This window comes from Enterobacter cloacae complex sp. P40C2, from assembly GCF_014930695.1.
GTDB lineage: Bacteria > Pseudomonadota > Gammaproteobacteria > Enterobacterales > Enterobacteriaceae > Enterobacter > Enterobacter pasteurii.
The window spans coordinates 215177-228477 of the sequence record NZ_JADBRP010000001.1 but is presented as its reverse complement, the minus strand read 5'-3'; the positions used below and the strand labels follow the sequence as shown (position 1 = coordinate 228477).

General features: G+C 60.0%; 12 protein-coding genes and 1 tRNA gene. 4 read left to right on the top strand and 9 right to left on the bottom strand.

Annotation, left to right across the window (positions count from 1 at the left end; all coding sequences use genetic code 11):
- Positions 1 to 9 precede the first annotated feature (9 nt).
- From citG to IM304_RS01005, 8 genes are read right to left on the bottom strand one after another with little or no spacing between them, the layout of a single operon-like run.
- A complete protein-coding gene (citG, locus tag IM304_RS01040; protein WP_193354958.1) occupies positions 10 to 813 on the bottom strand; it encodes a triphosphoribosyl-dephospho-CoA synthase CitG in 804 nt (267 codons plus the stop codon).
- On the bottom strand, positions 791 to 1330 hold the full coding sequence (gene citX, locus IM304_RS01035) for a citrate lyase holo-[acyl-carrier protein] synthase (protein ID WP_193354959.1): 540 nt from the start codon (positions 1328 to 1330) through the stop codon (positions 791 to 793). Before citX ends, citG begins: the two co-directional genes overlap by 23 nt.
- Positions 1327 to 2850 carry a citrate lyase subunit alpha gene (gene citF / locus IM304_RS01030; RefSeq protein WP_193354960.1) on the bottom strand — a complete coding sequence of 508 codons (1524 nt, stop codon included), beginning with the start codon at positions 2848 to 2850 and terminating at the stop codon, positions 1327 to 1329. Before citF ends, citX begins: the two co-directional genes overlap by 4 nt.
- A 10-nt stretch (positions 2851 to 2860) precedes the next feature.
- Positions 2861 to 3736, bottom strand: coding sequence for a citrate (pro-3S)-lyase subunit beta (citE, locus tag IM304_RS01025; protein ID WP_176609506.1), 876 nt, complete (start codon positions 3734 to 3736; stop codon positions 2861 to 2863).
- On the bottom strand, positions 3733 to 4026 hold the full coding sequence (citD, locus tag IM304_RS01020) for a citrate lyase acyl carrier protein (RefSeq protein WP_193354961.1): 294 nt from the start codon (positions 4024 to 4026) through the stop codon (positions 3733 to 3735). The genes citE and citD overlap by 4 nt, the downstream gene beginning before the upstream one ends.
- Before the next feature lie 16 nt (positions 4027 to 4042).
- On the bottom strand, positions 4043 to 5065 hold the full coding sequence (gene citC, locus IM304_RS01015; protein ID WP_193354962.1) for a [citrate (pro-3S)-lyase] ligase: 1023 nt from the start codon (positions 5063 to 5065) through the stop codon (positions 4043 to 4045).
- A gap of 13 nt (positions 5066 to 5078) precedes the next feature.
- Positions 5079 to 5942 carry a fumarylacetoacetate hydrolase family protein gene (locus IM304_RS01010; protein WP_148418499.1) on the bottom strand — a complete coding sequence of 288 codons (864 nt, stop codon included), beginning with the start codon at positions 5940 to 5942 and terminating at the stop codon, positions 5079 to 5081.
- Between the two features lie 17 nt (positions 5943 to 5959).
- On the bottom strand, positions 5960 to 7321 hold the full coding sequence (locus IM304_RS01005) for a 2-hydroxycarboxylate transporter family protein (RefSeq protein ID WP_193354963.1): 1362 nt from the start codon (positions 7319 to 7321) through the stop codon (positions 5960 to 5962).
- Between the two features lie 346 nt (positions 7322 to 7667).
- Here IM304_RS01005 and IM304_RS01000 point away from each other — a divergent pair, with 346 nt between their 5' ends.
- Positions 7668 to 9305: a sensor histidine kinase gene (locus tag IM304_RS01000; protein WP_193354964.1), complete on the top strand. Its 1638-nt coding sequence runs from the start codon at positions 7668 to 7670 to the stop codon at positions 9303 to 9305.
- A complete protein-coding gene (locus tag IM304_RS00995; protein ID WP_193354965.1) occupies positions 9295 to 9987 on the top strand; it encodes a response regulator in 693 nt (230 codons plus the stop codon). Before IM304_RS01000 ends, IM304_RS00995 begins: the two co-directional genes overlap by 11 nt.
- Positions 9988 to 10041: 54 nt before the next feature.
- On the opposite strand, the gene IM304_RS00990 is transcribed toward IM304_RS00995, so the two are convergent.
- The gene (locus tag IM304_RS00990) at positions 10042 to 12177 is read right to left on the bottom strand and encodes an ornithine decarboxylase (protein ID WP_193354966.1); all 2136 of its coding nucleotides are present in this window, start codon (positions 12175 to 12177) and stop codon (positions 10042 to 10044) included.
- A 181-nt stretch (positions 12178 to 12358) separates the two neighbouring features.
- Here IM304_RS00990 and IM304_RS00985 point away from each other — a divergent pair, with 181 nt between their 5' ends.
- Both IM304_RS00985 and IM304_RS00980 read left to right on the top strand, forming a co-directional pair.
- Positions 12359 to 13072: a DUF554 domain-containing protein gene (locus IM304_RS00985; RefSeq protein WP_148418494.1), complete on the top strand. Its 714-nt coding sequence runs from the start codon at positions 12359 to 12361 to the stop codon at positions 13070 to 13072.
- A gap of 95 nt (positions 13073 to 13167) precedes the next feature.
- A tRNA-Phe gene (locus tag IM304_RS00980) sits at positions 13168 to 13243 on the top strand.
- The last annotated feature ends 58 nt before the right edge of the window (positions 13244 to 13301 follow it).

The window sequence follows — 13301 nt, the reverse complement described above, 5'->3', positions numbered from 1 at the left end:
GCCGCCCGGCTATTTTATTGCAGCAAGTACCCACCCCACTGACAGCAAATCCGCGCTGCCTCCAGGGCTTAAATTCCGTTCGATCAATGCATTATCCATTCTACGCAACGCCTCTCGGTCCCAGCCGTTAGCCAGCAGCTCCCGAGCGTAACCCTGCACGTAGCGCAACCCCTCAATGCCGCCGCGCGACACCAGGTTGCTGTCCTGATTTATTGCCATCAGTCGTAACAGCAGGCCGTGAAGCGACCGTCCGTTCCACCGCGCCAGCGCGTTGCGCACCGTCGCAAACCCGCTCTCCGCCTCGCCGCGCGCGCCGGTCAAGCCGTACCGCTGGTACTGCCGCTCCCCCGCCGTCGCCTGCCCGCTGCGCCCGGCCAGCTCCCGCGAAACCAGCCCACGACAGACGTTACTTACCTCAAGGCAGAGGCTTTCGGCGCAGGCCTCCTTCACGCGTCCGGCAGCGAAGCACAGCAGCCCGAGGGCAAAAATGCCGCCTTTGTGGGTGTTTATCCCGCCGGTTGCGGCATACATGGCCTGCTCGCACGCCATCCCCATCGGGCGGAGGATCCGCAGCTGTTCGCCAGCGGGCTTATCTGCATGGGCGTTACCCAGCTCCGCAAAACGCATAAACCACGGCGCTATCGCCGCAATGCTGCGGACAAACAGCGCATGATCCATATCGCGATGGGAGCCGTTATTGAGCCTGTCCACCAGCCCCGGCTTGGGCGTCAGCTCCAGCTCCTGCCATAGCGCCGCTTCGGCAAGCGCGGGAACGTCCGCCGGGCGCGGCTTAGTCGCGAGCAAACCAGTCATCAATCATCTTCTCCACGCGGGCAACCACCTGCTCCACAGGGTGATTCCGCGAGCGGGAGCAGGCGTGGGCAGGTTCATCGCAAATCAGGCAGCGGCGCAGGTGCGCCCCCAGAGACTGACGCCCGACGTGGCCGTTTTCAGGGCAAATCACGTCCAAATCCCACAGCCTGCCGAGCGGGTGCGTCTGCTCCAGCTCCGCGCAGTGCGCTTTGATTTCCGCCGCGGGATGGGCCACGCACCACAGGGCTTCCGGCCCGGTCGGCAGCCACAGCACCTGGCGGTCCAGCACCTGCCAGCGGTTTTCCCACAGCAGCTGGTCGCACATCTGCAGCGCCACGCCCATGGTGTTGCGGTAGCGCAGGCTGTCTTTGATTGCGCCCGGCGTGACCAGCGTGAGGGAGATCGCCGGCTGTTGATAGCGCGCAAGCCAGTCAGCCTGGCGTGCCGCGCGGCGCTCCTTCGCCGCCAGCAGTTCGTCCAGGCCGACACCCGCCCGCACGGGCGTCGCTGAAATCATAGATCCTCCTTCACCTGCCGTACGGTGTCGATGACGCTGCCGTCGCGGTAGCGGATCACCCCGACGATCTTATCGGTAAACTCAATCGGTTTCGGTACGCCCGTCAGCGAGATCGCCCGCTCGTACAGCGCGTTGATATCCACAACCTTCAGCCCGGCCGCCAGCAGGCGCTCGCGGATCTCCGGGCGCGCCGGATTGACCGCAATGCCGTGGTCGGTGACCAGCACGTCAATGCTCTCCCCCGGCGTCAGGCGCGTTGTGACGCGCTTCACCACCGTCGGAATGCGGCTGCGCAGCAGCGGCGCAACGACGATGGTCAGGTTCGCCGCGGCGGCCACATCGCAGTGCCCGCCGGACGCGCCGCGCATCACGCCGTCGGAGCCGGTGATGACGTTTACGTTGAAATCGACGTCAATTTCCAGAGCGCTGAGGATCACCACGTCGAGCTGGTCGCAGCTTGCCGCCTTGCTGCCGGGGCTGGCGTAGACGTTAGTGGAGATCTCCACGTGGTTCGGGTTGCGCGCCAGCGAGGCCGCTGCCTGGCCGTCAAAGCACTGGGTGTCCAGCAGCTTTTCGATCAGCCCCTTCTCGTGCAGATCCACCAGGCTGCCGGTGATGCCGCCGAGCGCAAAGCGCGCCTTCACGCCGCTGCGCTCCATCTTCTCTTCCATAAAGCGGGTGCAGGCGGTGGCCGCCGCGCCGGAGCCGGTCTGCATCGAGAAGCCCGGTCTGAAATAGCCCGAGTGTTCAATCACGTCCGCCGCATAGCGGGCGATCGTCAGCTCGCGCGGGTTGCTGGTGACGCGCGCCGCGCCGACGCTGATTTTCGCCGGGTCGCCCACGCTCTCCACCTGCACGATGTAGTCCACCCGATCCTGCGCCAGGCTGGCGGGCATGTTCGGGAACGGCACCAGCTCTTCGGTCAGCAGCACCACCTTACGGGCAAAGTGGGCGTCCACCATCGCGTAGCCCAGCGAGCCGCAGCACGACTTGCCGCGCGTGCCGTTGGCGTTGCCAAACGCATCGCTGCACGGCACGCCGAGGAACGCCACGTCGATATTCAGCTCGCCGTCCTGGAGCAGCTTCACGCGCCCGCCGTGGGAGTGGATTTGCACCGGCTCGTCCATCAGCCCGCGGGAGATGGCCTCCGCCAGCCTGCCGCGCATCCCGGAGGTATAAATCCGGGTGATAACGCCGCTTTCGATATGCTCGATCAGCGCGTCGTTGCAGGTCATCAGCGAGCTGGATGCCAGCGTCAGGTTTTTAAAGCCCATCCGCGCCAGCAGCCCCACGACGGTGTTGATCACCCGGTCGCCTTCTCGAAACGCGTGGTGGAAGGAGATGGTCATCCCGTCCCGCAGGCCGCTGCGCACCACCGCCTCTTCAATGGAGGCGCAGAGTTTACGATTGTGCTTCGCGTCGCCGTCAGCCAGCCACGGCGTGGCGCTGTGGGCGGTATCAAACGGTTTTAACTCCCGCAGATGGGGAAAATTCACGTGAAGAAGTTCTGTCTGATTCATGTTGTCATCCTTACCGACGCACGCCGGAGGCCGCCGCGCGTTCGAGCACCACCTGCGCGTGGTTAATAATCGGTGCATCCACCATTTTGCCGTTGAGCGACACCACGCCGAGGCCGTTACGCTCGCCCTCTTCTGCCGCTTCAATCACCCGCTTCGCGTGTTCCACCTCTTCCTGCGTTGGGGCGTAGGCGTTGTGCAGCAGGTCGATCTGGCGCGGGTTAATCAACGATTTGCCGTTAAAGCCCATCCTGCGGATCAGGTCGACCTCGCGCAGGAATCCGGCCTCGTCGTTAACGTCTGACCAGACCACGTCGAAGGCGTCAATGCCCGCGGCGCGGGCGGCGTGCAGCACGGCGCAGCGGGCGTAGAACAGCTCGGTGCCGTCGCCGCGCTCGGTCTGCATGTCCATCACGTAGTCAAAGGCGGCCAGCGCGATGCCGATCAGGCGCGGGGAGCTGCGGGCAATCGCCACGGCGTTTATTACGCCAATGGCCGATTCAATCGCCGCCATCACGCGGGTGGAGCCGACCTCGCGGCCGCACTCGCGCTCGATGCGCGCCAGGTGGCCCTCCAGCTCGTCAATATCCTCCGGAGTGTCAGTCTTCGGCAGGCGGATCGCGTCCACGCCCGCCCGCACGGCGGCTTCCAGATCCAGCAGGCCAAACGGCGTGCTGAGCGGGTTAATGCGCACCACGGTTTCGATATCCTGATACATCGGGTGCTGCAGCGCGTGGAACACCAGCATGCGCGCGGTATCCTTCTCGCGCAGGGCGACGGCATCCTCCAGGTCGAACATGATGGAGTCAGGACGGTAGATAAACGCGGTGGAAAGCATGGCGGCGTTGGCGCCCGGCAGGAACAGCATGCTGCGGCGGAGCTTGCTCATTTCAGCGCCTCCCAGTTAATGGCCTGTTCATCGGCGGCACGCAGAAGCGCGCTTTGCAGGCGGGCGCGGATCACACAGTCCAGCGCCCCTTTGTCTTCAATAATGATGAGCCCCTGGCGTACGTTCATGGCGCGCAATGTTTCATTGACCACCTGGCGAATCTGCTCGCCAAACTGCTTAATCACTTCACTGTGGATGACAATCTCCAGCTCGCCGTGAGCGGGAGCGATTTTTACCATCAGGTCGCTGGACTCCTGCGTTCCGGCCAGCGCCTCCCTTACAATTTTCATGATAAATTCCTGATAGTTATGCGACTTCCGCACGCGCACGGTAATGCGTTTCGAGGTGCGCGAAGGTGGAATCCGGGACGATCTCCCGGATCCGCGAAAACTGCTGCGTCTTGAGCAAGCGGCGCACTTCTGAGGCTGAAATGGCGTTCCCGGCGGCCTTGATGCGCGGCAACTCCACCACCTCAATATGCGAAGCCAGCAGGTCGTGCAGCGTCTGGTTGTACTGCCGGGTGATGTCGCAGAACGGCTCTGAACCGATAAAACGATGGGTAATGCCCAGCGCCGGCGCGATGAAGTCCCGGAAGATCAGCACGTCGATCTCGCTCCACGCCTGCTGCACTTTGCCGGTCTCCTTCAGAAAATAGGCCGGGAAGGTGGCGCGGGAGATGATGTACTGCGAGCCTTCATGCACCACCACGTTCGGCAGATGCGCCACGCCCGCGCGCACCATCTCAAGGCGGGCGCTGAACGGAAAGAACGACGCGTCTTCACGCACCACGAACAGATGCAGCGCATCGCACCGCGTCGCCGCCTGCTCCACCAGATGACGGTGGCCGAGGGTGAACGGATTGGCGTTCATCACTATCGCGCCAATGTTCTCCCCGCACCTGCGCTTCGCCGCAAGCGAACGGCAGTAGCGCTCTATCCCCTGTGGGGTGTTCTCCATCAGCACGGCGTTGTTTCCGCTCCGGGCAATCGGCCAGAAGCCGCTGCGGGCAAAACGCTCGCCGTTGCACGGTCGGGTGCAGAGGAAGAGGTGAAAATGGCCGCGCTCCAGCGCCGCGTTTTCCACCTCTGCCAGCAGCCGCGCGCTGAGGTTTTCCCCGCGCAGCTGCTCGTTGACCGCCACGCATTTGATGACGTTGGCGGCAAGCCCTGCGCAGCCCACCAGCTGCGGGCCGGACCAGGCTTCGACAAACAGGGTAATGTCGTTGTCCAGGCCAAGGCCGCTGTCTGCCAGCAGATAACGGATCTGGCTTAAGCGCTCCGGGTGTTTCGCCACCAGCGTGTGGCGAAAATCGATGGGGTGCGATTTCATGCTGCCGCCTTGCTCAGTGTGCCGCCGCGAGCCCGACGGCCGGCGCTTCCACGATCACGTTGCTCAGATGACCGATATGCTCAATCTCTACCTCGATGCGATCCCCCTCCTTCATAAACAGCGGCGGGTTGCGCTTTTTACCCACGCCGCCGGGGGAGCCGGTGATGATCACGTCGCCCGGGCTGAGGCGGGTGAAGGTGCTGATGTACTCGATCAGCTCCGCAACCTTGTGGATCATGCTGCTGGTGTTATCTTCCTGCACCATGCGGCCGTTCAGCCAGGTGCGGATCGCAAGCTGGTGCGGGTCCGGGATCTCATCCGCCGTCGCCATCCACGGGCCAAACGCCCCGGTCTGGCGCCAGTTTTTACCGGCCGTAAACCAGGTGTGCTGCCAGTCGCGGGCGGAGCCGTCCATGTAGCAGCTATAGCCCGCCACGTGGCGCAGGGCGTCGTCGCGGCTGATGTTCTCCCCGCCCTTGCCGATGATCACCGCCAGCTCGCCTTCGTAGTCGAACTCGCTGGAGTGGCGCGGCTTCAGCACCGGCTCGTTATGGCCGGTCTGGGAATCCGGGAAGCGGACAAACAGCGTCGGGGCCGGGTTATGCTGGTCAAACTCCTTGCGCTTGTCGGCGTAGTTCATGCCCACGCAGAGGATTTTTTCCGGCTGCACGATCACCGGCAAGAAGGTGATGGCGCTCATCGGCACGTCCACCGCGTCGTTCAGATAACGGGTGGCCTGCGCCAGCCCGTTGCCCTGCAGCAGCGCCTTGAGGTCGCCGTAGCGGTCGCCGAGACGGCGGCCTAAATCAATCACGCCGTCGGCCTGGACGATGCCGTAGCTGCGTTTTCCCTGATATAAAAAGCTTGCGAGTTTCATTGTTATTTCCTGAATACTTAAACGAGGAAGTTGCCCAGAATCAGCAGCGAGACAGAGACGTTAATCGCGCCGCCGATACGGGTAGCAATCTGGGCGAAGGGCATCAGGCTCATGCGGTTGCCTGCGGTCAGGATCGCCACGTCGCCGGTACCGCCCTGCCCGCTCTGACAGCAGGAGACGATGGCGACGTCAATCGGGTGCATGCCGATCTTTTTGCCGACGAAGAAGCCTGTCGCCACCAGCGCGGAAACGGTGCTGATAATCACCAGCAGGTTGCTGACGGTGAACGCCGCGACCAGCTCATGCCACGGGGTGATGGCCACGCCGACGGCAAAGAGGATTGGATAGGTCACGGATGTCTGGAAGAATTTGTAGACCACCTGGGAGCCTTCGAGCAGGCGCGGCGAGGCGCCGTTGCAGAGCTTCACCAGCACCGCCATAAACAGCATCCCAACCGGCGCGGGCAGGCCAATCAGCTTGTGGCCGAGCATGCCGAGCATATACAGCAGCACCGCCAGCAGCGCGCCGGAGGCGATGGTGGTGACGTCCGCTTTACCGGAAAACGCAGGTTGAGAAACGGTGGCATCCGCGTTCGCGCGGTTCGGCATCAGCTGGCCTTCGCCGGTCAGGTGCGGGTAGCGTTTCCCCAGCTGGTTCAGGCAGCCGGAGATAATGATTGCCGTCAGGCCGCCGAGCATCACCATCGGCAGCACGCGGCCGAGCGCCACGCCCTGATCCATGTGCAGCAGGGTGGCATAGCCGATTGAGAGCGGGATCGCACCTTCCCCGACGCCGCCCGCCATGATCGGCAGGATGATGAAGAAGAAGATCTGGAACGGCTCAAGGCCCAGCGCCAGGCCGACGCCCATCCCTGCCACCATGCCGACGATTTCGCCGCACAGCATCGGGAAGAAGATGCGCAGGAAGCCCTGAATCAGCACCGTACGGTTCATGCTCATGATGCTGCCGACAATAATGCAGCAGATGTAGAGATAGAGAATGTTGGTGGATTTGTAGAACTTAGTGGTGGACTCGACCACCACGTCCGGCAGCAGGCCGTAATAGACCAGTGCGGAAGGGATAAAGGTGGCGCAAATCGCCGCCGCGCCGAGCTTGCCGACAATCGGCAGGCGCTTGCCAAATTCGCCGCAGGCAAAGCCGAAGAAGGCGAGCGTTGCGACCATCACCACAATGTCGCTCGGCAGTTTTCCGCCCAGGCAATCAATCGCAATCAGCGCGCCCGCCAGCACGAACAGCGGCAGAGGAATAATCCCGACTTTCCAGGTATCCATAATATGCCACCAGCGCTCTTTAAGCGTTGGCCGCTGAATATCAATCGGGTCGTGGGTAACAGAGAATGAATCGTCAGTTGTGCTCATAATAAGCCCCTTAGTTATTTTGTGCGTTCAGCTTAGAGTCACAAAGGCTTACTTTATGTGAGGAATGGCATATTAAAAGCGAAGTTTTAATGGCAGCTATGGTTTTAATGGTTTCTTTTATTTAATGTGATTTACGCCTTATTTATTGCCGTGGTTTTTATGGTTTCTTTTCTTAAATGCACAAACAAATAACATTTATTCATTTTGCCTTAAGCAGTTCACCTTTTTAGGAAAATTCTTGTACGGGCCGTGCTGTGCAAGGGATCACAAGTTTTCGGCAAAGCGGGCGCCCTCGTCTTAAAAGATGATATATTGGGCCGACCTGTTGATACCTCGCGTGATAGTTATGAAAGTATCGTTTCAGATCAAGCTGTTTATTTCGCTGGTCGTCTTTTTCTCAGTGCTGTTTGCGTTGCTGGGCGGATATTATTATGTCGATGTCGGCAGGCAGCTTTATCAGGAAATGAGTGCGCGCGCAAAAATACAGGCAGAAGAAATTGCGCTTATTCCTACGCTGCGAAAAGAGGTTGAGCAAAAGGATATCCAGGGTATCCGGAATTTTATGCAGAAAATAGCGGCCCACAGCGATGCCAGTTTTATTGTGGTAGGTGACAATAAAGGGCTGCATCTTTTTCACTCCGTCTTTGCCGACCGCGTAGGCACCACCCTGGTGGGTGGGGATAACGACGAGGTGTTGCACGGCAAAAGCACCACCACCATCCGCAAGGGCGGTTTAGGCATTTCACTGCGCAGCAAAGCCCCCATTTTCAACGATGCCGGACAGGTGGTGGGCATTGTTTCGGTGGGGTATCTCACGAGCTATCTCGACACCATCACCGTCAACAAGGTGGTCAATATTCTGATTGCCGCCGTCCTGCTGCTTATCGCTCTGTTTGTCTTCTCCTGGTTCTTCACCCGCAGTATTAAGAAGCAGATCTTCTCCCTTGAGCCACGCGAAATCGGCCTGCTGGTGCGCCAGCAAAAGGCGATGATGGAATCCATTTATGAAGGGGTGATAGCCATAGATGACGATCTGCGCATTGAAGTGATCAACCAGGCGGCACGCAAGCTGTTAGGCCTAAGCCAGCCCGCGCGCGAGCTGCGCGGCCAGCCCATCGGCCGGGTGATCGCGCCCGTACCGTTCTTCAACCCGCAGACCATGCTTGCGAAAGACACCCACGATGAGATCTGCCGCTTTAACGATCTCACGGTCATTGCCAGCCGGGTGCGGATCATGCTGGAGGATGTTTTGCAGGGCTGGGTTATCACCTTCCGCGATCGCAACGAGATCGACTCCCTCAGCGCCCAGCTCAGCCAGGTAAAACGCTACGTCGATAACCTGCGCATCATGCGTCACGAGCAGTTGAACCGCATGACCACGCTTTCTGGCCTGCTGCACATGGGCCGTTATGAAGAGGCGATTCGCTACATTCAGGCGCAGTCGGAGCATGCCCAGGAGCTTCTGGACTTTATCTCGTCCCGCTTTAGCTCCCCAACGCTGTGCGGGCTGCTGCTCGGCAAGGCCGCCCGCGCCCGCGAGAAGGGCGTTGAGCTGAGATTCGATCCGGCCTGCCGGATGGATAAGCCGTTCCTGCCGCTGCCGGAATCGGAGCTTATCTCGATCATCGGTAACCTGCTGGATAATGCCATCGAGGCAACCCAGCGGGCCCCGCTTCCCCATGCGCCGGTTGAAGTGCTGATAAAGCTCAGCGCGCAGGAATTGATTATCGAAGTCGCCGACCAGGGCGTCGGCATCAGACCGGAGATCCGCGACAGGATATTTGAGCGCGGCATCACCACCAAAACGCGCGGCGATCACGGTATTGGCCTGTATCTGATTGAAAGCTATGTCACACAGGCTGGCGGCGCAATCGAAGTTGCCGATAACACCCCACGCGGTGCCATTTTCTCACTGTTTATTCCCGCCACGGGAACGGCCCGGCACCCCGCACAGGAACTGGAAGATACCGACTATGCAACATGAACTTATCGACGTACTGATTGTTGAAGACGAGAACGAACTGGCGCAACTGCACGCGGAGCTGATCGGTAAACACCCTCGCCTGAGGCTGGTGGGGATTGCCTCGTCGCTGGCCGACGCGCAGGTTCAGCTGGAGAGCAAACGGCCGCAGCTGATGCTGCTGGATAACTACCTGCCCGACGGTAAGGGCATCACGCTAGTCAGCGACCCCATGCTGGCACGCGCCAACTGCTCGATGATTTTCATCACCGCCGCCAGCGATATGGGGACCTGTAGCCAGGCTATTCGTAACGGCGCGTTCGACTATATCCTCAAGCCGGTTTCCTGGAAGCGTCTCAGCCAGTCGCTGGAGCGCTTCGTACAGTTTGCCGAACAGCAGCGCGTGTGGAAAATTGTCGATCAGCAGAACGTGGATTCACTCTATCAGTTACAGGCGAAAAACTACCGCCTGGACAACGGCAGCAAAGGGATTGAGGAGAATACGCTGGCGCGGGTGCAGACGCTGTTTAACAACAAGGCGGCGCACTGTTTTACGGTGGATGAGGTGGTGAGCGAGACGGGACTGAGTAAAACCACCACCCGACGCTACCTGGAGCACTGCGTGGAGGTGGGCTTTCTGAGCGTGGAGATGCTGTACGGGAAGATTGGGCATCCGAGGAGGATGTATAAACGTAGTGCGGTTTGAAGAAAAGTTCCCTCTCCCTGTGGGAGAGGGTTAGGGTGAGGGCAACAGCCCGCACTATCTCAACACATACCCATACAGCCGCTTAATCCCGTCGGCGTCCTTCTCGCTGTACACACCCTGCAGCTCCGGTGAGAAGCCCGGCAGCATATTAATGCCCTCCTCCAGCGCCAGGAAATAGCGCTGCACCGCGCCACCCCAGACTTCGCCCGGCACCACGCACAGCACGCCCGGCGGATACGGCAGCGCGCCTTCGGCGGCGATGCGCCCTTCCGCGTCGCGAATGCGCACCAGCTCCACGTTTCCGCGAATGTACTCCTGGTTGGCGTCCTGCGGGTTCATCACCGCGGCGGGCAGGCTCTCCCGGCGGAACATCGCCTTCTGCAAATCCTTCACGTTAAAGCTGACGTAGAGATCGTGCATCTCCTGGCACAGCTGCCGGATAGTGTAGTCGCGGTAACGCACCGGGTATTTCTGGTAGATGGTCGGCAGCACGTCCGCGAGCGGCGTGTCGTCTTCAATATGCTGTTCAAATTGCCCCAGCATCGCTACCAGCTGCGCCATCTTCCCGGCGCTCTCGGCCGGCGTCAGCAGGAACAGGATCGAGTTGAGGTCGCATTTCTCCGGCACGATGCCGTTTTCACGCAGATAGTGCGCCAGAATGGTCGCCGGGATACCGAAATCCGCGTACGCCCCCGTTTCCGCATCAATGCCCGGCGTGGTCAGCAGCAGCTTGCACGGATCGACGAAGTACTGCTCGCGGGCATAGCCCTCAAACCCGTGCCATTTTGCGCCCGGCTCAAAGCTAAAGAAGCGACGCTCGCTGGCGATGGCGTGAGTCGGATGATCCTGCCACGGACGCCCCGCCACCGTCGGCGGAATAAACGGTTTGATCATATGGCAGTTCGCCACGATCGCCTTGCGCGCTTCGATGCCCAGCTCCACGCACTCTGCCCACAGCCTGCGCCCGCTTTCGCCTTCGTGGATCTTGGCGTTCACGTCCAGCGCGGCGAACAGGGGATAAAACGGGCTGGTGGAGGCGTGCAGCATAAACGCGTTGTTCAGCCGCTTGTGCGGGCAGAAGCGCGCCTGACCGCGTATGTGGTTATCCTTTTTATGGATCTGCGAGGTTTGCGAGAACCCGGCCTGCTGCTTGTGCACCGACTGGGTCACGAAAATGCCCGGATCGTTCTCGTTCAGCTCCAGCAGGAGCGGAGACGTTTCCGCCATCATCGGGATAAATTGCTCGTAGCCAACCCAGGCGGAGTCAAAGAGGATGTAATCGCAAAGATGGCCGATCCTGTCGATCACCTGACGGGCGTTGTAGATCGTGCCGTCGTAGGTGCCGAGCTGAATAATGGCCAGGCGAAACGGGCGCGCCGCGGCGGCTTTATCCGGCGCAACGTCGCGGATCAGATTGCGCAGGTAAGCATCGTCAAAGCAGTGTTCGTCAATCCCGCCGATAAAGCCAAACGGGTTACGCGCCGCCTCAAGATAGACTGGCGTTGCCCCGGCCTGGATCAGCGCGCCGTGATGGTTGGACTTGTGGTTGTTACGATCGAACAGCACCAGATCGCCGCGGGTCAGCAGCGCGTTGGTCACCACCTTGTTGGCAGCGGAGGTGCCGTTGAGCACGAAGTAGGTTTTATCCGCATTAAAGACTTTCGCCGCGAACTTCTGCGCGTGCTTGGCGGACCCTTCGTGGATCAGCAAATCCCCGAGCCTGACGTCGGCGTTGCACATATCGGCGCGAAACACGTTCTCACCGAAGAAATCATAAAACTGCCGCCCGGCGGGATGCTTTTTGAAAAACGCGCCGTGCTGGTGTCCCGGACAGGCAAAGGTGCTGTTGCCCATCGCGACATACTGGCTCAGGGTGTCAAAAAAAGGCGGCAGCAGGTTCTCTTCATACCGGCATGCGGCAGATTCTACTTCCAGGAATTCCTGTGCTTTACCCGAGATAACCGCCGTGACGCCATCAGGTACCTTCCCTGACTCCGGCGAGAACATAAACACCGGTAGCTGAAAACCGGTTCGCTTCAGCAGCGCAAGAATGCCGCTCCCGCTTTCCGCGACCGTCATGACGACTGCCGCCACATCGGTAAAATCGGTGTTATCCAGCGTCACCTTTTCGCGGTGGGTAGATACTGTGGATACCAGCTCGCGGCTGACGGCAATTTTCATGGTTTTCATAAGCGCAAGTACCCTCACCGAACGGTGAGACAGGGAGGAGAAAATTCGCGCAATCATGTCACCTTTTATTTTCAGGTGCAACAAGGAATCAGTATGCATTTCGCCTCCCAAAGCTAAGCGTAATCAGGCACAGACGTGCCATAATCATGCAATGCCAATGCTTAAATAACAGGAGTTAAACGTGGTTATTGGACCCTTTATCAACGCGGGAGCCGTACTGCTGGGCGGCGTACTCGGAGCGGTGCTCAGTCAGCGATTGCCGGAGCGTATTCGGGTTTCTATGCCCTCTATTTTTGGACTGGCATCTTTAGGGATCGGCATCCTGTTAGTGATTAAATGCGCCAACCTGCCGGTAATGGTGCTGGCAACGCTGCTCGGCGCCCTGATAGGCGAGTTTTGCTATCTGGAAAAAGGCATCAACAGCGCGGTAGGCAAGGCCAAAAACCTGATTGCCCGGCCGGGCAAGGCGAAACACGGCACCCATGAATCGTTTATTCAGAACTACGTCGCGATAATTATTCTGTTCTGCGCCAGCGGGACGGGAATATTCGGTTCGATGCAGGAAGGGATGACCGGTGACCCCAGCATCCTGATTGCGAAGGCATTTCTGGATTTCTTCACCGCCACGATTTTTGCCACCACGCTCGGCATCGCCGTCGCCGCGATTAGTGTGCCGATGCTGCTTATCCAGCTGGCGCTTGCCGCCTGCGCCGCGCTGATCCTGCCGCTGACCACACCGGCGATGATGGCGGACTTTACCGCCGTCGGTGGCCTGCTGCTGCTGGCAACGGGGCTGCGCATCTGCGGGATCAAAATGTTCGCGGTGGTAAATATGCTCCCTGCCCTGCTGCTCGCAATGCCCCTTTCCGCGCTCTGGACGCACTTTTTCGCTTAAGTTTGCGGCGAAATGGTGAGAGAGTGTGCAGTCTGCAACGAAAACAACAAATTTCGTTGACGACGGAGGATGAATCGGGTTTAATGCGCCCCGTTGCCCGGATAGCTCAGTCGGTAGAGCAGGGGATTGAAAATCCCCGTGTCCTTGGTTCGATTCCGAGTCCGGGCACCACTATTTAAAGAACCCGCCCTCGTGGCGGGTTTTTGCTTTCTAAGCCCGCCAATCCTTC

Excerpts from the sequence above, each read along its gene's own strand:
- IM304_RS01000 (WP_193354964.1), top strand. The coding sequence starts at position 7,668 with ATGAAAGTATCGTTTCAGATCAAGCTGTTTATTTCGCTGGTCGTCTTT.
- IM304_RS01005 (WP_193354963.1), bottom strand. The coding sequence starts at position 7,321 with ATGAGCACAACTGACGATTCATTCTCTGTTACCCACGACCCGATTGAT.
- citC (WP_193354962.1), bottom strand. The coding sequence starts at position 5,065 with ATGAAATCGCACCCCATCGATTTTCGCCACACGCTGGTGGCGAAACAC.
- IM304_RS01010 (WP_148418499.1), bottom strand. The coding sequence starts at position 5,942 with ATGAAACTCGCAAGCTTTTTATATCAGGGAAAACGCAGCTACGGCATC.
- citD (WP_193354961.1), bottom strand. The coding sequence starts at position 4,026 with ATGAAAATTGTAAGGGAGGCGCTGGCCGGAACGCAGGAGTCCAGCGAC.
- IM304_RS00995 (WP_193354965.1), top strand. The coding sequence starts at position 9,295 with ATGCAACATGAACTTATCGACGTACTGATTGTTGAAGACGAGAACGAA.
- citF (WP_193354960.1), bottom strand. The coding sequence starts at position 2,850 with ATGAATCAGACAGAACTTCTTCACGTGAATTTTCCCCATCTGCGGGAG.
- citE (WP_176609506.1), bottom strand. The coding sequence starts at position 3,736 with ATGAGCAAGCTCCGCCGCAGCATGCTGTTCCTGCCGGGCGCCAACGCC.
- citG (WP_193354958.1), bottom strand. The coding sequence starts at position 813 with ATGACTGGTTTGCTCGCGACTAAGCCGCGCCCGGCGGACGTTCCCGCG.
- IM304_RS00990 (WP_193354966.1), bottom strand. The coding sequence starts at position 12,177 with ATGAAAACCATGAAAATTGCCGTCAGCCGCGAGCTGGTATCCACAGTA.
- citX (WP_193354959.1), bottom strand. The coding sequence starts at position 1,330 with ATGATTTCAGCGACGCCCGTGCGGGCGGGTGTCGGCCTGGACGAACTG.